The organism is Paenibacillus sp. UNC499MF (assembly GCF_900107975.1).
Lineage (GTDB): Bacteria > Bacillota > Bacilli > Paenibacillales > NBRC-103111 > Paenibacillus_F.
Genome location: NZ_FNVF01000001.1, coordinates 471363 through 489285 on the forward strand (window position 1 = coordinate 471363; position 17923 = coordinate 489285).

Consider the following 17923-nt stretch of genomic DNA (forward strand, 5'->3'; position numbering starts at 1 on the left):
TTTCAATTGTCGGGAGGTAGGAGAAATGAACCAATTAAAAGGTGAAGTAGTAGATGCAGTTTCACAAAACGGCAACCTGGGTGATTACGAGAAAGCCCGGGAATCGTTCAATTGGGAAGCGATAGAATCCAATTTTTCCTGGTTTGATACGGGGAAAGTGAACATGGCTTACGAAGCGATCGACCGCCATGCGGAATCTTCCAGAAAAGATAAAGTTGCCCTCTATTATAGCGACCAGCAGAGAGACGAGTCCTATACCTTCTCTCAATTGAAAACGAAATCCAATCAATTCGGGAACGTGCTGCGCAAGCTTGGCGTGAATAAGGGAGACCGTTTCTTTATTTTCATGCCGCGTACTCCTGAACTGTATATGGCCCTTCTGGGAGCCATCAAGATCGGTGCGGTAGTCGGACCGCTTTTCGAAGCATTCATGGAAATGGCGGTACGCGACCGTCTGCAGGACAGCGAAGCTGTCGCCATCATTACGACACCCGCACTTGTGCACCGTATTCCGACGGCCGAGCTGCCTAATCTGAAGCATGTCATTGTCGTCGGTGAAGATCTCGATCTGCAGGAAGGCCAAGTGGATTTCCACAAGGAAATGGCGCAGGCGTCCGAAGAACTCGACATCCAGTGGGTAGACCGCGAAGACGGATTGATTCTGCACTACACATCCGGTTCGACAGGCAAACCTAAAGGCGTTTTCCATGTTCATAACGCCATGGTTCAGCATTACTATACGGGCAATATTGTCCTTGATCTTAAAGAAGACGATGTGTACTGGTGTACGGCCGATCCGGGCTGGGTTACCGGCACATCTTACGGTATTTTCGCTCCTTGGCTCAACGGAGCCACGAACGTAATCCGCGGAGGACGTTTCAGTCCGCAGGACTGGTACAATACGATTCAGAAGTACGGCGTGACCGTCTGGTACAGCGCTCCGACCGCTTTCCGCATGCTGATGGGTGCCGGGGACGATGTGGTCAGCCAGTTTGACCTGTCCTCGCTCCGCCATGTGCTGAGCGTAGGTGAGCCGCTGAATCCGGAAGTCGTCCGGTGGGGGATGAAAGTATACGGCCAGCGTATTCACGACACTTGGTGGATGACCGAAACGGGCGGCCAGCTCATCTGTAACTATCCGAGCATGCCGATCAAGCCGGGCTCCATGGGCCGTCCGATTCCGGGCGTGGAAGCCGCCATTATCGACGACAGCGGGAATGTTCTGCCGCCTAACCGGATGGGCAATCTCGCGGTCAAAACGCCTTGGCCGTCCATGATGCGCAAAATTTGGAACAACCCTGCGAAATACGAAGAGTATTTCAGAATAACCGGCTGGTACATATCCGGTGACTCCGCCTATATGGATGAGGACGGCTACTTCTGGTTCCAGGGCCGTATCGACGACGTGATTAACACGGCGGGCGAGCGTGTAGGTCCGTTTGAAGTGGAAAGCAAGCTGGTCGAGCATCCGGCCGTTGCCGAAGCGGGTGTTATCGGCAAGCCTGATCCGATGCGCGGCGAGATCATCAAAGCGTTCATCGCGCTTCGCGAAGGATTCGAGCCGTCCGATGAACTTAAAGCGGACATCGCCAAGTTTGTGAAAGAAGGTTTGTCCGCACATGCATCTCCTCGCGAGATCGAGTTTAAAGACAAACTTCCTAAAACGCGCAGCGGTAAAATTATGCGCCGCGTGCTCAAAGCATGGGAACTTAACCTGCCGACAGGCGACCTGTCGACGATTGAAGATTAATAGAGAAAGAGCGGCCTGCAGGCCGCTCTTTTTTAGGTTCATCCGTTTTTTCGTCAATCGGTTTCCGGTTTTAGCTGTTTCCCTCGGCACCCCGGATAAAAAACATAAGAAAAGCCCGGAGCTGCCAAGCAATCATGCTTAGCTCGCTCATGGGCTTTTCTTATGGTGTTATGCGGTGTGGCAGGCGGACTTAACGTGCCGCCGCATATTTGACTGCGGAAGATAACCGGGATTCGCCCGCATCGTTCACGGCCGACACTTTGTAGTACCCGTCGTGTTTTACGGCCGAGACCGCATATTCGCCGGAGAGGGCGGAATCGATCTTTTTGTAACTTCCGTCCGCCTTTTCGGCATAGTAGACGTTGTATCGCTTAACTTTATCTTTGGAAGAGTTTTCGTTCCATTTCAGTCTTAATCCGCTGCCGCTTCCTTTGGCGGTCAGTCCAGTAGGAGAGGAGGGCGTCTGCTTCGCTTCCGGATCCTGATCGGAGCCGCCGCTTTGACCGCCTCCGTCTGACCCGCCGCTTCCGCCTCCAGGCACCAGTCCGGAGTCAACGGAAGAGTCGGACCCTGTCGAGGAAGGCTTCCCGGGAGCGGATTCGCGTCCCGCAACGTCGACGGCCGTGACATAGTAAGATTGGGCGGAAGACGGGCTGACACTGTCCGTAAACTTGCGGTCGCTTCCGGTCATGACAACCTTTCCCGTCTGCCGGATATACGGACCGCCGTTGTCGGAACGGTAAAGCCGGTAGCCGACTACGTCGCTGTTTCCGCTCGGCTGGAACGTGATGACCACGGTGCCGCCCGATTTGGTTGCGGCCACTCTGGAAGGGGCGCCCGGATCGCTTCCGTCATCCTTGCGCGGGTCGATCTCGGAAGGCGCGTCCTCGTCGTAGTCTTTCGGTTTGTAGAAGCTGAGCGGACGGCGGTTTTTGGCCGGAAGTTTGTTAAGAACCGCGGAAAGTTCCTTCAGCAGGGAATTGACCGACTTCTCGCGGACAATGACAAACTTGGATTTGACCATATCGCCCGGAGTCTGATCCTGCGCGATATAGTTAATGCCGTTGTATTCGATGGTATTCATGGATTTCATTGAATTATCGACGGTTTTAGGAATAAATTTACGGTTAAACCAGTCCGTCACGACGTGTCCGGACTGCCGGTTGAGATCGCTCGGCAGCTTGCCGGACACGTCGGATACGGTCGCCTGAACGACCGTAGAAGGCCGCTTAAACGAGGTGTCCGGGAACAGCTCGGGTTTTTTCTCAACCGCGGCGTTCATGATGAGCGACCACATGTTCATGGCGCGCTGAGTCCCGGCTTTGCTGAGCTTATTCACCGGAAGCTCGTAACCCGCCCACACACCTACCGTAATGTTCGGGCTGTAACCCATGAACCAGGCATCGGCATCGTCCTGTGTAGAACCGGTTTTGCCGACTACTGGTATTTTACCGTAAAATTTAAAGCTTTTCTTGATACTTGTCGCCGTTCCTTCGGTTATAACGGTTCTCATCATATCCGTGATCAGGTAAGCTGTCTCCTCAGAGAAGACACGCGTCGGCTTCATTTCGTGCTCATAAATGACTTTGCCGGTCGAATCCGTAATTTTACGGATCATAAACGCTTCGTTGTATAGTCCTTTGTTGGACATGGCCGCATAAGCGCCGGTCATATCCTTAACGGTCACGCCGTATTTAAGACCGCCGATTACGCCCGTTTGAGCGTTATAATCGTCTTTTTCAATCGTGGTAATCCCCAGTTTCTTGGCGAATGTCCAGGCTTCCTTGATTCCGACGGTGTCCGTGAACAGCTTGATCGCCGGGATGTTGTAGGATTGGTTCAACGCCTTGCGGGCAGTGATCAGTCCGCTGTACTTGTGGTTCCAGTTCTCGGGAATGTGATAGCCTCTCGCTCCGTCTTTCAAAATTACGGGTGAATCGTCGATAACGCTGGCAGGCTGGATTTTGCCGGATTCCATGGCGGGAATGTATGCCGCAATCGGTTTCATCGTGGAACCCGGCTGCCTGACGGCCTGGACCGCGTTGTTCATCTGCGATTTGTTGAAATCGCGGCCTTCGATCATTCCGAGGACGGCGCCTGTTTTGCTGTCCATCATGACTGCTCCGACCTGTTCCTCGCCTTTCTTGGAATCGGTCGGGGAATAGTTCTTTGCTTCTTTGCCGATCGTCTGCATAGCATCGTAAATCGTTTTGTCGATGCTTGTGTAAAGTTGATAACCTCCGCGCAGAAGCTGGGTATGCATCGCCTTGTAGGCTTCGTTGTAGGCGGCCGCGTCTTTCTCCGGATCGAGTTCCGGATTTTGCTGCTTAAGAAGCAGATTGACGGCTTCCTTCTCGGCTTCAATCATGAGATAGGGATAGCTGGCGTAAGCTTTCTGCTGGCGTTTGGCAAGGGAAGCTTCAAGATCGAAGGCGAGTGCCTCGTTGTACTGCGCTTCGTTAATCTTGTTTTCCTCGCGCATCCGCTTCAGCACAAGCTTCTGGCGTGTGAGCGCGTTTTTGAATCCCGTCGGATTGGGCGCGCCGCTGCTCGTGTAAGCCGAGTAGTTGCTCGGCTGTTGGGGCAGGCCGGCCAGATAGGCCGCTTGGGCGACATTCAACTGATTCAGATCGTCGATGTTGAAAATGCCTTTGGCGGCGGCTTTGATGCCGAACAGGTTATAGCCCGTAGCCCCGTTTCCGTAAGGGATTTTATTTAAATAGGCCAGCAGAATCTCGTCTTTGGATAAAAGTCTTTCCATCCTTAGGGACAGCAGGATTTCTTTGGCTTTACGCCCCGTATCCCGGTCCAATGTCAGAAAAACGCGTCTGGTCAGCTGCTGGGTGATCGTACTTCCGCCGGTTTGTACGTCTTCGTTCAGCAGTTTCTGTGTTACGGCACGGGATAAGCCTTTTACGTCAACCCCGTTGTGTTTGTAGAAATCGTTATCTTCAATCGCGAGCACCGCATCAAGAACGACTTGAGGAATTTCCGCCAATTCGGCAAGCCGCCTGTCTTCTTCCGTACGAAGCTGTCCGATGACGGCATCGTCGTTAAAGTAGACAAAACCCGTGATGGCGTTCTCTTCGATTTTTTTGCGCATTTCCTCTTTATTCCGGACGGGTTCGTTTTTGACCAGAGCGCTTACGTAACCGAAAGCGGCGGCTCCCCCCATAATTCCGACAACAAGAAATGCCACAAACAACCACTTAACCGTATGAAAGGTAACTTTAAGCGTTTTTCGGACTCCCGGATTTTGTAAAAAAGAGAGTTTTTTTGCCATATTACCAGGATTCCTCCTTTAATAACCGCCTCAATTATAGCACAAAGCCAAAATCTTGAATACCGCCGTGACTTTGGTCCCGGTTGCCGCAGATTGACACCGTTTGTTTCTTTATGATATAAATTTAGGGAACTGGATATTAATCAAAAATGCGTCGATGGACTTCAGTAGCGGGAAGATGCAGGGAACAGAGAGCCGATGGCAGGTGTGAATCGGTGCCGGTCTCCTCAGCGAAATACCGTCCGGAGCAGGGATTGTGAACAGGAGAGAAAACCGTCCGTATTATCGGAACGGCTTGCGACCGCCGCCTGGACAGGATGGAGCGGAAGTTTCTTTCAGTAGCTTTCTTCCGGGATCTTTCCCGTTATCCGAATGGAGTGAAAGCGCCTGCCCGGCCTTATGCCGGTGAAGGTGCTTTAATTAGGGTGGTACCGCGAGTTTAAAGCCTTCTCGTCCCTTGTGGACAGGAAGGCTTTTTGTTATGCAGCGAAAACTTCAGCGATGAGAGGGATGGAAGCAAGATGACGATGAAAGACGTATGGGAAAAATTGACGGCCGAGCAGAAGGCCGAAGCGGAGCGCCAGGTTGAGATCCTGCGCCGCGGAGCGGTTGAAATTGTGCCGGAGGAAGAGCTGAAGGTGAAAATCGCCGAGTCCCTTGCGGACAACCGGCCGCTCAAAATCAAACTCGGTCTGGACCCTTCCGCGCCGGATATTCATGTGGGCCACACTGTTGTGCTTCACAAGCTTCGGCAGTTCCAGGAGCTGGGGCACCATGTGCAGCTTCTGATCGGGGACTTCACGGGCCGCATCGGGGATCCGACGGGAAAATCCGAGACGCGCAAGCAGCTCACGGAAGAAGACGTGAAGAGGAACGCAGAGACGTACAAAAAGCAGATCTTCAAGATTCTCGATCCGGAGCAGACGACCGTTTGTTACAACTCGGAATGGCTCAGCCCGCTGACTTTTGCCGACGTTGTGGAGCTGTCCGCCAAATTGACGGTTGCCCGCGTGCTGGAGCGCGACGATTTCTCCAAGCGTTACACGTCCGGTCAGCCTATTCACGTGCATGAGTTTTTCTACCCGCTTATGCAGGGCTACGATTCCGTTGCGCTGAAATGCGACGTGGAGCTTGGGGGCACCGACCAGAAATTCAACCTGCTGATGGGGCGCACCCTTCAGAAGGAGTACGGCGTACCGACCCAGGTGGCGATCATGATGCCGCTGCTTGAAGGGCTCGACGGCGTAAACAAGATGAGCAAGAGTCTAGGCAACTACATCGGGATCGATGAGGCGCCTAATGAAATTTACGGCAAAGCGATGTCCGTTCCGGACGAGCTTATGATGAAGTACTACGAGCTGGCGACGGATCTGAGCCACGACGAGCTCAGCGCTTTGCGTGCCGGAATCGAAGACGGAAGCGTTCATCCCCGCGACGCCAAAATGCGGCTGGCCGCCACGTTTGTGCGTATGTACCACGGCGAGGAAGCTGCGAGTGAAGCGGAGCGGCACTTCGTTACGGTATTTCAGCAGCGCGCGCTGCCGGACGATATCGAGGAAGTCGAGCTTGCGGCAGGTGAGCTTGAAGAGGGCGGTATCCGCCTGGTCAAGCTGCTCGTGACGCTGGGCCTGCAGGCGACCAACGGCGAAGCGAAACGCAGCATCCAGCAGGGCGGTGTCCGACTGAACGAAGAGAAAGTAACCGACCCGAATGCGTCCGTGGAAGTGAAGGACGGCGATATTCTTCAGGTAGGCAAGCGCAAGTTCGCGAAAATCAAACTAGCTTAGTGCGCGTGCAGCTTTCCCGGCCAGACCGGGAGAAGCACAAAAAAAGCCCCGATCCGGAGATCGGGGCTTTTTTGCAGTCGAACCTGACGGTTGACTAGGAAAGACGGTTGTAGAACTCGACAATTTGCTTCTCGTCGATCTCTTGCGGAAGCTCGGAACGCTCAGGCAGACGAACGTATTTACCTTCCATAGCAGCTTCGTTGAATTCAACGTAAGCCGGCAGGTAGTTACGGTTAGCCAGTGCTTCTTTGATTACGGAGAGAGCGCGGCTTCTTTCGCGAAGACCGATCACGTCGCCGGTTTTAACCGAGTAGGAAGCGATGTCGACTTTTTTGCCGTTTACAGTCACGTGACCGTGAGCGACTAGCTGACGCGCGCCTGCACGGGAGTTGGAGAAACCAAGACGGAACACGAGGTTGTCCAGACGGCTTTCAAGAAGCTGCATGAACGTTTCGCCCGTAATCCCTTTTTGCTTGGAAGCAAAGCTGTAAAGGTTGCGGAATTGCTTCTCGTGTACGCCGTACATGAGGCGAAGCTTTTGTTTCTCTTGAAGCTGCATGCCGTAGTTGCTCATTTTCTTGCGTTGTCCCGGGCCGTGTTGACCTGGAGGAAACGGACGCTTGAGTTCTTTGCCGCTGCCGCTCAGGGAAATACCGAGACGACGGCTGAGTTTAAATTTAGGACCTGTATAACGTGACATATGGATGTTACCCCTCTTCAAATGTTATTTTGGATAGATGGGCAGATCACGTGATAGTTTCGCCGGCGGACGCGAAGGGCGTCCTCTGAGAAGCTTGTTCAGCCGCAGGCTAATCAGCAGCGAAGCTATAGAGGGTGAGTCACGAAAATCTCCCGATAACCTTTTGTACTCGACTACTTATTTTATGCAAAATAAGAACGGATGTCAAGCGCAAACCTCTGCATAAACTCTTGGAAAAGATAGTGCATAACTACTAAAAATTTAGTATCATTAGGAGTATACTTCTTAATCATTCGGAAGTGGAAAAGGAGTTGTCTATGAGCGACAAACTTCACCACCCCTTACCTTACCATCCCGTCGAAAACGCGAAAAAGCTTGATGAATCAAGCCTTGAGCCCTATGTTCTCCATCTCGTCGGACAGGGCGGCGTTCTGTCGCAGCGCGACGAACTCTATCAGTTGTTCCAAGAATGGATAGGCCGGTCGACTCGGTCGCTGCGAAAAATTAATGGTTCTTTGGAACTATTCGATTCTTTCGGTCGAAAGCTCGGATTTTATGCCGCGGAACATTTTTTGCACCCTCTCTACCGGAATGGAACAGCATGGACGGATGAACTGCTTAAACAAACCGCTTTCTCGCGGTGTAAGCGCCACCAGAGCCTTGTTACCGTTGACGGTTCCGAATATAACGAAGGGGCGCTGCGCGGTTATGTGACCTGTGCGGCTCCGCTGTACAACTTGTCCGGCGATTGTATCGGGACGATCGGCATTCTTGCCGGTCCCGTCGAGGACAGCTGCCTGCTGGAGGCGCTGCTCGAATCTCACATCCTGTCCTTGCAGCAGTTCAGCATGAGCGGCCATTCCGCCCGTGCGGCGCTCTCCTTGTCGGGCCAGATTAACCGCAGCGAGCGGGAGCTCCGCAAATGGGAGATGCTGTTCGAAATGACGAACAAGCTGCATGCCCAGATCGACGTTAACGCCGTTCTTACGGTCGTGATCGATTGCATCCAGGAGCTGTACCCGTTTGTGATGCTCGACCTGCTGCTTTCTCAGGACCATCATAACGGAGCGCTGCCCTTCAAGCTTCTGCGCTATCAGCACGGGGAGAAGGACATCTGTGCCAAGGCGTTTCTGGAGGGCGAGTTGTTCGTCTACGAAGAAGAGCTGGGGGACGGAATCCGCCGCAGGGAAATTGCGGCTCCTCTATCGGGAAACCAGGGCGTATACGGAGTGCTTCATCTTAAGTATACGTGCGATACGGTCGATCCGGCTGAGCTGTCCTTTATAACTCTGCTCGCGGACGCCGCGGGCACGGCATTCGAGAATGCGAAGCTCTACGAGCATTCCAATCTGCTGGTCAACGAGCTGCGGCTTATCAACGATATGACCCAGAAGCTTACCCAAAGCTTGAGCCTCCACGAAATTTTCGATTTTGCCTGCGGAGAGCTTACGGATATTTTCAAAGGGGACTTCTGCTGCATTCTCCAGAAGGAAGATGAGAAGGAACGGCTTGCCGTCAAAGCGAGCAACTTCAATCCGCTGCACTACGAGCATCTGGAGATGGGGACAGGCTACTCGGGGCTCGTTTACGACAGGAAGGAAGCCGTTATCGTTTCCGATTACGACCCGCGATTCCACGTTTCATCGAAACTGATGGAATTGTCGAAATCGAAGTCGCTGATGGCGGCCCCGATCCTCGGAGGGGGAGAGGTGCTTGGCGTCATCCTGGTCGCTCACCGCGATCCCCACTATTTCTCCTACGATAACTTCAAGCTGCTTCAGGCGCTCTGCAGCCATATCGGTCTGGCTATCACAAACGCGACTCTGCATGCCGAGCTACAGCGTCTGGTCATCATGGATCAGCTGACGGGCTTGTATGCGCGCCATTATTTGAACAATCAGGTCAAGGAGATGCAGAAGAAAGACTTCTGCGGTTCCCTGATCGTAGTGGATATCGACTATTTTAAACAAGTGAACGACACGTACGGCCATCAGGTCGGCGATCAGATTCTTATGCAGGTCAGCGGTATTCTCGCTTCAAGCATACGCGACACGGACATTGCCGCCCGCTGGGGCGGCGAAGAGCTGGCCGTATATTTACCGAAGGTCGGCAAACAGCAGGCTCTCCGCGTCGCCGAAAGAATCCGCGAAAGGGTCATGAACGAGACGCGACCCGGAGTAACCGTGTCCTGCGGGGTTTCGGACTGGTTCTGGGAAGATGACAAGATCAGCGTGGAATCCCTGTTCTACAAAGCCGATATGGCCCTGTACCAGGCCAAGCATGATGGCCGGAATCAAATCGTTATGGATCAAAGCCGCTCCTTCACCTCGTAGGAGCGCTTTTTTGTGTCAAAAGGGCTGAATTCTGGAAGATGGGATTTGATCGGGTTTACATTCATTTCCAAAATAATGCTTCGTACGGCATGTCCGCCGGTTATAAGATAACATGCTTTGTTATAGTGGGCCTCACAGTTTACATCATCCCAGAAAATGTTACAATAAAAAAGTCAGGAGGATGGCGAGTTTGAAATGGCTTACATTTATTCGTACCAAACGGTTTATTTATGGGATGACGATAGTGCTGGTTATTATTGCCGTTCTTTCGATTCTATATAGAAAATCGGCCTGGAGGCATACGGGCGTGTCTATGGAGCAGCTGACTCCATGGCTTATTTCGCTTGGCATGCTGGGCAAAACTCTGGGTATAGCCTTGGTCTATCTTCAAACCCTGTTTCCGTTCGTGCCGTTCGTGCTCATAGCGGGCGCCAATGTTGCGCTGTTCGGAATCAAATGGGGTTTTGTGGTGAATTACGTGATGTCCGTGCTCGGGAGCGTGACGGCGTTTATTATCGCCCGTTATTTCGCCCATGACTGGGTTGAAAGAAAACTGAGCTCCAAGCCGCTTGTACAGCAGTTTAACAAGAAACTGGAGAATCACGGTTTTTTGTACATCCTAATGGGGAGGCTAATTCCCGTTATTCCTTCATCCGCCATCAGTTTTGGCGCCGGTGTCACTTCGGTAACGTTCCGCCAGTTTGTGCTGGGGACGACGATCGGCAAAATTCCGATGGTGCTGCTGGAATCCCTGATTGCCCATGATTTATTTCATTTTAAAGCCTATAAGGGCAGATTATTCGTTCTGCTTGCCATTTTTGTTATTCTGATGGTACTGGGCAGTCTATTCAAAAAGCGGCTGGATGCCCGGAAACAGGACAAACCGTCCCCGTAAGCCGGGGAACTAAGAACCAACCGCTCATTTCAAGGAGGAAACGACATTTATGCGCGACCCTAGAATTCAACAGCTTGCGGCCAATTTGGTCCAATATTCGCTTGATGTACAACCGGGAGAAAACGTGTGGATCGAGATGTACGGTTCCGAACGGGAACTCGTCCGCTGCTTGATCGAAGAAGTGTATGCCCGCGGCGGCAAGCCTTACGTGGATCTGATCGACCGGCGCGTACTCGGTTCCCTGATTAAATCCGCTACGAAGGAACAAATGCAGGAGTGGGGAGAAGCCGATCTTGCCCGTATGAAAAGAATGGACGGTTACATAGGAGTAAGAGCGGGAGAAAACGTGAACGAGTGGGCAGATGTGCCCGAGGAGCAGATGAAGCTCTACAGCCTCTACTATCAGAAGCCCGTTCATCTGGAACAGAGAATCAAGCATACCCGCTGGGTGGTGCTCCGCTATCCGAACGCTTCCATGGCCCAACTGGCCAGCATGAGCACGGATGCTTTCGAAGACTTCTATTTCGATGTCTGCAATCTCGACTACGGCAACATGGACGCGGCGATGGATCCGCTGAAAGCTTTGATGGAGCGGACCGATAAGGTGCGGCTTGTCGCGCCCGGTACCGATCTGACTTTTTCGATCAAAGGAATTCCGGCTATCAAGTGCTCCGGTCAAAATAACATTCCGGACGGGGAATGCTTCACGGCGCCTGTTCGCGATTCCGTAAACGGGACCATCACGTTCAATACGCCTTCGATTCAGTCGGGTGTTACGTTCGACAACATCTCCTTCCGCCTCGAGAACGGCAAAATCGTGGAAGCGACGAGCAGCGACACGGCGCGTATCAACGAAGTGCTCGATATGGATGAAGGCGCCCGTTATATCGGGGAGTTCAGTCTGGGCTTTAACCCTTATATCCAGCATCCGATGAAAGACATTCTTTTTGATGAGAAAATCGATGGAAGCTTGCACTTCACCCCCGGACAAGCCTACGAAGAAGCGGATAACGGCAACCGTTCCTCGCTGCACTGGGATCTTGTTCTGATTCAGCGTCCGGAGTACGGCGGCGGAGAAGTATGGTTTGACGACGTGCTTATCCGGAAAGACGGCCGTTTCGTGATTCCCGAGCTTCAGGGCCTGAATCCCGAAAATCTGAAATAAGCCCTTTTGGAATGCGCAATGGAAAAAGTTGTTGCGTGTAAGGGGTTTCATCGTGTAACATGGAACTATATGACGACGTTGAACCGTATAGGAGGAATGCTTCATGCCAAGTGCCAACAATGCAGCGATTGTGGAAATTTCCCAGACTGCCAATCAGTTCAGATCTTCCATCGTATTGCAATACGATAACAAGTATATTGATGTTAAAAGCATTCTGGGTCTATTCACGACACTTCTGAGCTCCGGCAACTATGAGCTTCATGTTCACGGACCGGATGCGGAAGAAGCCAAGAAAGCAATGGCCGAAGTATTTGCCAAGCATCAGCTGGCGATTCAAATCGTGGAAGACTAATCCGAGAAATAAGGGCGTCCCGGCTGCGGGGCGCTTTTTTTATAGGGCGGGAAAAGGAAGGCAAAGGCCCTTTCTCTTGTAACTTGGCTTATTTTCGTCTATATTAGACTTAAGGCGTAGGAATCTGTACAGGGGGGAAAAGAAGTATGTCTTCATCGGATTTGCTGGTGAGTTTGAACCAGAAAGCACTTAATCTTCTTGAAGAAGATGCATATAAAATCGAAAAGCTGATCGAAATTCAAATGGAAAACTTGACGACTCGTCAATGCCCTTTGTACGAAGAGGTGCTCGATACACAGATGTACGGGTATTCGCGGGAAATCGATTTCGCAATCCGTGCAGGACTTATTCCCGCCAATGTCGGCAAGGAACTGCTGAACAAGCTTGAGCGTAATTTGGCGAAATTGTATGAAGCCTTAAATAAAAAGTAACCCACACCAGGCGGGTTACTTTTTTTGTTGCTGTTATTTTGCTGCTTCTATAAGAGGCAGCTCGCTAGACGAGGAAGAAGACCACACCGAGGATCAGGTAAACCGCCAGCAGAAGGACCCCTTCATACCAGTTGGAGGAACCGTCCTGGGAAATCGATTTCGAGATAATAACGGCTACCCCGATGGCCACCAGCTCGTAAGTGGTGAAGACGATATCCATCGTGTTTCCCATGAAGAAGCTCGAGAAAATAAGAACCGGAGCTACGAATAAAGCAATCTGGAGCGAACTCCCGACCGCGATCTCAACGGCGGCTCCCATTTTATTTTTCAGAGCCATCATAACCGCCGCGCTGTGCTCGGCCGCATTCCCGATAATCGCAATGAGGAAAGCTCCGACGAACAGTTCGGACAGTCCGAATTGGGAAGTGAATTCCTCCAGCGTTCCGACCAGCCATTCACTTTCGAAGCCCACCATAACCGTAGCGAGAAGAAGAAAGAGAATCGACGTTTTCTTGGACCAGGCAGGCTCGCTGTGTTCGACCACTTGATCGGAGAGTTCTTTCTTATGCGTCACCATGGAGAAAATGAGCCACAAAACGTAAGCGACGATAAGGACGCCGGCGACGATCAAGCTCATTTGCGTCGTTTCTTTCTGGGTCAGACTTTTCGCAAACACCGCTGGAATGAACAGCGCGATTACGGCCAGCGTCATCAAGGAAGCGTTGTGCGAGGCCAGCTTGATGTTGAACTTTTGTTCCTTAAACTTTAGTCCGCCCGCCAGCACGCTCGCTCCAAGTACGAGCAGAAGATTCCCGATAATGGCTCCCGTTAAACTGGCTTTGACTACATCGAACAAGCCGTCTTTAACGAGAAAGAAGGCGATGATAAGCTCCGCCGCGTTACCGAAAGTCGCATTCAGGAATCCTCCCATCCGGTCACCGGCGTAGTGGGCGACGCTTTCGGTCGCTTTTCCCAGGAATCCGGCCACAAAGAGGATAGCCAGACACGAGATCGCGAACTGAATCGTCGTGCCCCAATGCATATAATGCGCAACGGCACTAAGTGCGAATGTCACAATTAAACCGATGTTGAACAGGTTTTTTCTCAAAAGCTATCCCTCCGCTTATGTAGTAGTTTCTTACAGGTATGTATGCTTTAAATAATATACCCACAAATGGCAATGTTGTAAAATAAGATTTTTGCGTGCAGGAATGAACTCGTTCCTTCCCCCTGTGAGGCGTTCGGTTGCTTTCTCAATTGCCAGCAATTACAATAAGGATAACGATTGCTGAAGGAGTGATTCGGATGGTCGAAGAAATTCAAACGGGTAACATACGCATTTCAGACGATGTTGTGGCTACGATTGCCGGCCTCGCTGCTTTGGAAACACCGGGCATCGCCGCCATGTCCGGCGGAATATCGGAAGGATTCGCCAAACGTCTGAGCGGTAAAAATGTTCAGCGCGGTGTCTCTGTCGAAGTCGGGCAAGTGGAAGCGGCCGTCGATCTCCGCGTCATCGTCCTTTACGGAAGCAAAATCCAGGACGTATGCAGAGAACTGCAGCTTAACGTGCGCGAAGCGGTGGAGAATATGACGGGACTCCGCATCGTGGAGGTTAATGTCAAAGTCGAAGGCGTTTCTTTCAAGGAAGACGAAGCCGCAGCGCTTGACGACCCAACGCGTGTGAAATAAACCGGTTCCGGCCCGGCTGCCGGGCAGCGTACATAAAAAAAAGGATGCCCTCGGGGCATCCTTTTTTTGTCGTACAAACTGCCGGATCGAAGGAGAAGAGACACTTAGCGGTAAACACGCGTAGTCTGCGTAACCTTCTCGACCTTCTCCTTCTTCTCCAGCCGGTTCTGCTCCCGGGAAAGGCTGAGCATGATTCCCATGCCGATCAGCGTGACCATCATGGAAGATCCCCCGTAAGAGATGAGGGGGAGCGTAACCCCGGTCATCGGCAGGGTTCCGGTAACACCGCCGATGTTAATAATGGCCGTGGTTCCGATCATGGTCATAATGCCGACACCGGTGAGCATCCCGAACCGGTCCGGACACCGGACGGCAATGACCAGTCCCCGCCACAGGAAGATAATGTAGACCAGCAGGAAAAGCATGCTGCCGATCATGCCGAGCTCTTCGCCGATAATGGCGAAAATAAAGTCCGTGTAGGGCTCGGGCAGGTAGAGCTTCTGAATGCTTTGTCCGAAACCGGCTCCGGTAATGCCGCCGTGTCCGAAAGCATACAGAGACTGCATAACCTGAAACCCGCTGTCCAGCACATCGTCCTTCGGATTCAGATAAGCACTGAAACGTTTCATCCTTAAACCGACATGATCGGAAGCGGATTTAAAATTAAACAGAAAATAGAAGCCCAGAAATACCACGGCGGCCAGGCCGCCCGCCACACCGATTGAAAACAGATGCTTCACCCGGGCGCCGCCCACGAAGATCACCACGCTGGCGCAAAGGATGAGAATAGCGGCGGAGCCGACATCCGGCTGCAGCAAAATCCAGAAGGCGATAAAGCCCGTAATGAGCACGGCCGGCAGAAGGCCTTTTTTCATATCCTGAATGCTGTCGCCCTTCTTGCTGATGAGCTGCGCCAGGTAAACGATTACAGCGAGCTTGGCAAACTCAGCGGGCTGGAGGCTGAACGTTCCGAGCGGAAGCCAGCTTCTTGAACCGTTAATTCCTTTGAAAAACAGGACGGCTACGAGCATGGCAATCACAACGAGAAAGCCGGGCTTGACCCAGTTTTTCAGTTTGCTATACCGGATATTCATACAGAACAGCATTAAGAACGTGCCGACTACGGCGAATAAAATTTGTCTGGTTGCAAAGTACCAAGGATTGTTGAATTTGGTCGATGCGTATACCGAGCTGGAACTGAAAACCATCACGAGGCCGAAGCAGACCAGTGCGAAGGTTAGGAAAAGAAGCAGGAAATCTGGCGTTCCTCTGCGCGGGGTACTCAAATGAGTCTCCTGTTACGCCAGCAGTTGTTGAAGCTGGGACAACTTCTGCTTCGCTTTATTCAAAATCGCGTCCGGAATCGGGGATTCATAGTCGAGACCGTGCGGGAAAGTAGCTCTTCCTATGTATGCTTCTTCAATGTACAAAATCGCGTATGGAGATTCCAGCTTGCCGGATTCGGCACGTGTGTTTACACGCAGATAGTAGTCGGATTTTGTCGTCGGATCTTCCATTTTCAAATCATAAGTCGCACGGGTATATTCCCACTGCCCACGTACAAAACCGAGTTTGGATGTTACTTCGTCGAGGTGGGCAAGATCGCTTTTCAGGCCTTTAAACCCTTTGGTTTCAATAATCAATTCAGACGCCTCCAATTTCTATACATTCTTTAACCATGATAGTATGTTTCCCTACGTCTTGCAAGTAAGAGCAAACCCGGAATCATGTAAAATTGTTGTCCGTTTGGCGGTGTAAGACGTGGGAGGATTTGGTACAATGAAAGGAAAGTTCGTATCAATTACGGGGGCGGGTGATACCTTGATCAGACAGGGTGAGGAACTGGACAAAGAATGGGAAGCGATGTACGAGACGATGGTATCCTGGAGAAGATATCTCCATCAGCATCCGGAGCTCTCTTATAAGGAAGTCAACACGGCGGCGTTCGTAGCGGAAAAGCTTACCGAATGGGGGCTTGAAGTCCGCACGGGCATGGGCGGGCACGGACTGGTAGCCGATCTTCAAGGGGACGCTCCCGGACCGACGGTCGCTCTCCGGGCCGATATGGACGCGCTGCCCATACAGGACGAAAAGCAGTGCGGCTACGCTTCGAAGGTTCCCGGCGTCATGCACGCTTGCGGACACGATGCGCACACGTCCACTCTGCTCGCCGCCGCCAAAATATGGAGTACAAAGAAAGAGCGGCTGAAGGGCAGAATCCGCTTTATTTTTCAACATGCGGAGGAAGTTACCCCCGGCGGAGCCGCTTCCATGATAGAAGCGGGGGCACTGGACGGCGTGGATGTTATATACGGCGTACATTTATGGACGCCTTTGGAAGTCGGGGTAGTGGGCTCGAATCCCGGGGCGATGATGGCCGCGGCCGACGAGTTTCATTTTGAAATCCGCGGGAAGGGCGGCCACGGAGGAATGCCTCACCAAGCGGTTGACAGCGTTGTCATCGGTTCGCACGCGGTCGTGAATTTGCAGACCATCGTCAGCCGGACGGTGAGTCCTATCGATTCCTGCGTGGTCACGATCGGTTCCATTAACGGCGGAACCAACTTCAATGTCATCGCGGAAACCTGCAAAATGAAAGGAACGACCCGGACGTTCGATTCAGTTCTGAGACTGCAGGTAAAAGAAAGGGTCGAAGAAATTGTGGCTTCGACCTGCAAGATGTACGGAGCCGAGTCGGTCATGGACTACCGGCTGGGGTACCCGCCGCTGATCAATCACCCCGGCGAGTTCGAGCGGTTCCGGCAAGTCGCTTCCGGCATGCTTCCGGATGACCGCGTGCTAACGATCGAGCCGGTAATGGCCGCGGAAGATTTCGCGTATTATCTTCAGCGGGTGCCGGGCTGCTTTATTTTCGTTGGTGCGGGTAACGCGCGGACGGGAGCGGATTATCCGCACCATCATCCGAAGTTCGATCTGGACGAGAGGGCGATGCTGACCGCCGGCAAGCTTCTGACGAGGATGGCTCTGCATGTTTTGGACGAAACGGGGACACGCTAATTCCAGCCTTAACAAAACTTGCCTTCGTGCAGGTGAAGGAGGAATTTTTCGTGCCTACAGTCCGACAGGTCATGTCGACCGACTGCGTAACCGTCACGCTGCAGGATAACGTGTACGAGATCGCGCTTAAGATGAAACAGCACGATATCGGCTTCATTCCCGTCGTGGAGGGCCGCAAGCTGATCGGCGTCGTAACGGACAGGGATCTTGTCGTCCGCGGCTATGCCGAGAAACACAGCGGTTCCACGGCCGTTAAGCAAGTCATTTCCGAAAATTTGACGACGATTTCGCCGGATACGGACGTACAGGAAGCGGCCAAAGTGATGGCTCAGCATCAGGTGCGCCGTCTCCCGGTCGTCGAGGACGGCAATCTGGTCGGCGTAATCGCGATCGGGGACCTTGCGGTCCGGGAAAAGCTGGAAGACGAGGCGGGAGAAGCGCTCAGCCGCATATCGGAAGGCCGGAGCACGTCTTCCAACAAATGAATGCCGCCCGGCAGCTTCAAAAAAAAGACGCA

General features: G+C 52.4%; 15 protein-coding genes and 1 other annotated feature. Of the genes, 10 read left to right on the forward strand and 5 right to left on the reverse strand.

The genetic code is table 11. The features are described from left to right. Positions 1 to 25: 25 nt before the first annotated feature. Positions 26 to 1750: an acetate--CoA ligase gene (gene acsA / locus C4S74_RS02125; protein ID WP_103993712.1), complete on the forward strand. Its 1725-nt coding sequence runs from the start codon at positions 26 to 28 to the stop codon at positions 1748 to 1750. Positions 1751 to 1940: 190 nt separating this feature from the next. Here acsA and C4S74_RS02130 read toward each other — a convergent pair whose 3' ends face one another. Next, positions 1941 to 5033, reverse strand: coding sequence for a transglycosylase domain-containing protein (locus C4S74_RS02130; RefSeq protein WP_103993713.1), 3093 nt, complete (start codon positions 5031 to 5033; stop codon positions 1941 to 1943). Positions 5034 to 5178: 145 nt separating this feature from the next. Further along, positions 5179 to 5494 (forward strand) — a binding site (T-box leader). Between the two features lie 60 nt (positions 5495 to 5554). Between C4S74_RS02130 and tyrS the strand changes: the two genes are divergently transcribed. Further along, on the forward strand, positions 5555 to 6820 hold the full coding sequence (tyrS, locus tag C4S74_RS02135) for a tyrosine--tRNA ligase (protein WP_374755383.1): 1266 nt from the start codon (positions 5555 to 5557) through the stop codon (positions 6818 to 6820). 94 nt (positions 6821 to 6914) lie between these two features. On the opposite strand, the gene rpsD is transcribed toward tyrS, so the two are convergent. Next, entirely contained in the window at positions 6915 to 7520 is a 606-nt protein-coding gene (rpsD, locus tag C4S74_RS02140; protein ID WP_103993715.1) for a 30S ribosomal protein S4, read from the reverse strand. 317 nt (positions 7521 to 7837) lie between these two features. Here rpsD and C4S74_RS02145 point away from each other — a divergent pair, with 317 nt between their 5' ends. The 5 genes from C4S74_RS02145 to C4S74_RS02165 all read left to right on the forward strand — a co-directional run bounded on the left by C4S74_RS02145 (position 7838) and on the right by C4S74_RS02165 (position 12696). Continuing rightward, positions 7838 to 9853: a sensor domain-containing diguanylate cyclase gene (locus C4S74_RS02145; RefSeq protein WP_103993716.1), complete on the forward strand. Its 2016-nt coding sequence runs from the start codon at positions 7838 to 7840 to the stop codon at positions 9851 to 9853. Between the two features lie 190 nt (positions 9854 to 10043). Further along, entirely contained in the window at positions 10044 to 10748 is a 705-nt protein-coding gene (locus C4S74_RS02150) for a TVP38/TMEM64 family protein (RefSeq protein WP_103993717.1), read from the forward strand. Positions 10749 to 10797: 49 nt separating this feature from the next. Next, entirely contained in the window at positions 10798 to 11913 is a 1116-nt protein-coding gene (locus C4S74_RS02155; RefSeq protein ID WP_103993718.1) for an aminopeptidase, read from the forward strand. Positions 11914 to 12016: 103 nt separating this feature from the next. Further along, positions 12017 to 12265, forward strand: a complete 249-nt coding sequence (locus tag C4S74_RS02160; protein WP_103993719.1) for an HPr family phosphocarrier protein — start codon at positions 12017 to 12019, stop codon at positions 12263 to 12265. A gap of 146 nt (positions 12266 to 12411) precedes the next feature. Beyond that, positions 12412 to 12696, forward strand: a complete 285-nt coding sequence (locus C4S74_RS02165; RefSeq protein ID WP_042232658.1) for a YlaN family protein — start codon at positions 12412 to 12414, stop codon at positions 12694 to 12696. Positions 12697 to 12760: 64 nt separating this feature from the next. Here C4S74_RS02165 and cax read toward each other — a convergent pair whose 3' ends face one another. After that, on the reverse strand, positions 12761 to 13804 hold the full coding sequence (gene cax, locus C4S74_RS02170; protein ID WP_103993720.1) for a calcium/proton exchanger: 1044 nt from the start codon (positions 13802 to 13804) through the stop codon (positions 12761 to 12763). A gap of 197 nt (positions 13805 to 14001) precedes the next feature. On the opposite strand from cax, the gene C4S74_RS02175 reads away from it, so the two are divergent. Then, positions 14002 to 14388 carry an Asp23/Gls24 family envelope stress response protein gene (locus C4S74_RS02175; RefSeq protein ID WP_103993721.1) on the forward strand — a complete coding sequence of 129 codons (387 nt, stop codon included), beginning with the start codon at positions 14002 to 14004 and terminating at the stop codon, positions 14386 to 14388. A gap of 104 nt (positions 14389 to 14492) precedes the next feature. On the opposite strand, the gene ftsW is transcribed toward C4S74_RS02175, so the two are convergent. Together ftsW and C4S74_RS02185 are read right to left on the reverse strand one after the other, a co-directional pair. After that, positions 14493 to 15674 carry a putative lipid II flippase FtsW gene (gene ftsW / locus C4S74_RS02180; RefSeq protein WP_103993722.1) on the reverse strand — a complete coding sequence of 394 codons (1182 nt, stop codon included), beginning with the start codon at positions 15672 to 15674 and terminating at the stop codon, positions 14493 to 14495. A gap of 12 nt (positions 15675 to 15686) precedes the next feature. Continuing rightward, positions 15687 to 16031, reverse strand: a complete 345-nt coding sequence (locus C4S74_RS02185; protein WP_103993723.1) for a YugN family protein — start codon at positions 16029 to 16031, stop codon at positions 15687 to 15689. 136 nt (positions 16032 to 16167) lie between these two features. On the opposite strand from C4S74_RS02185, the gene C4S74_RS02190 reads away from it, so the two are divergent. Then, positions 16168 to 17406, forward strand: coding sequence for a M20 family metallopeptidase (locus tag C4S74_RS02190; RefSeq protein WP_103993724.1), 1239 nt, complete (start codon positions 16168 to 16170; stop codon positions 17404 to 17406). 50 nt (positions 17407 to 17456) lie between these two features. Then, the gene (locus tag C4S74_RS02195; protein WP_103993725.1) at positions 17457 to 17891 is read left to right on the forward strand and encodes a CBS domain-containing protein; all 435 of its coding nucleotides are present in this window, start codon (positions 17457 to 17459) and stop codon (positions 17889 to 17891) included. Positions 17892 to 17923 lie beyond the last annotated feature (32 nt).

Coding starts and splice junctions, on each gene's coding strand:
- rpsD (WP_103993715.1), bottom strand. CDS start 7,520: ATGTCACGTTATACAGGTCCTAAATTTAAACTCAGCCGTCGTCTCGGT.
- C4S74_RS02155 (WP_103993718.1), top strand. CDS start 10,798: ATGCGCGACCCTAGAATTCAACAGCTTGCGGCCAATTTGGTCCAATAT.
- C4S74_RS02165 (WP_042232658.1), top strand. CDS start 12,412: ATGTCTTCATCGGATTTGCTGGTGAGTTTGAACCAGAAAGCACTTAAT.
- C4S74_RS02160 (WP_103993719.1), top strand. CDS start 12,017: ATGCCAAGTGCCAACAATGCAGCGATTGTGGAAATTTCCCAGACTGCC.
- C4S74_RS02130 (WP_103993713.1), bottom strand. CDS start 5,033: ATGGCAAAAAAACTCTCTTTTTTACAAAATCCGGGAGTCCGAAAAACG.
- C4S74_RS02175 (WP_103993721.1), top strand. CDS start 14,002: ATGGTCGAAGAAATTCAAACGGGTAACATACGCATTTCAGACGATGTT.
- acsA (WP_103993712.1), top strand. CDS start 26: ATGAACCAATTAAAAGGTGAAGTAGTAGATGCAGTTTCACAAAACGGC.
- C4S74_RS02190 (WP_103993724.1), top strand. CDS start 16,168: ATGAAAGGAAAGTTCGTATCAATTACGGGGGCGGGTGATACCTTGATC.
- C4S74_RS02145 (WP_103993716.1), top strand. CDS start 7,838: ATGAGCGACAAACTTCACCACCCCTTACCTTACCATCCCGTCGAAAAC.
- tyrS (WP_374755383.1), top strand. CDS start 5,555: ATGACGATGAAAGACGTATGGGAAAAATTGACGGCCGAGCAGAAGGCC.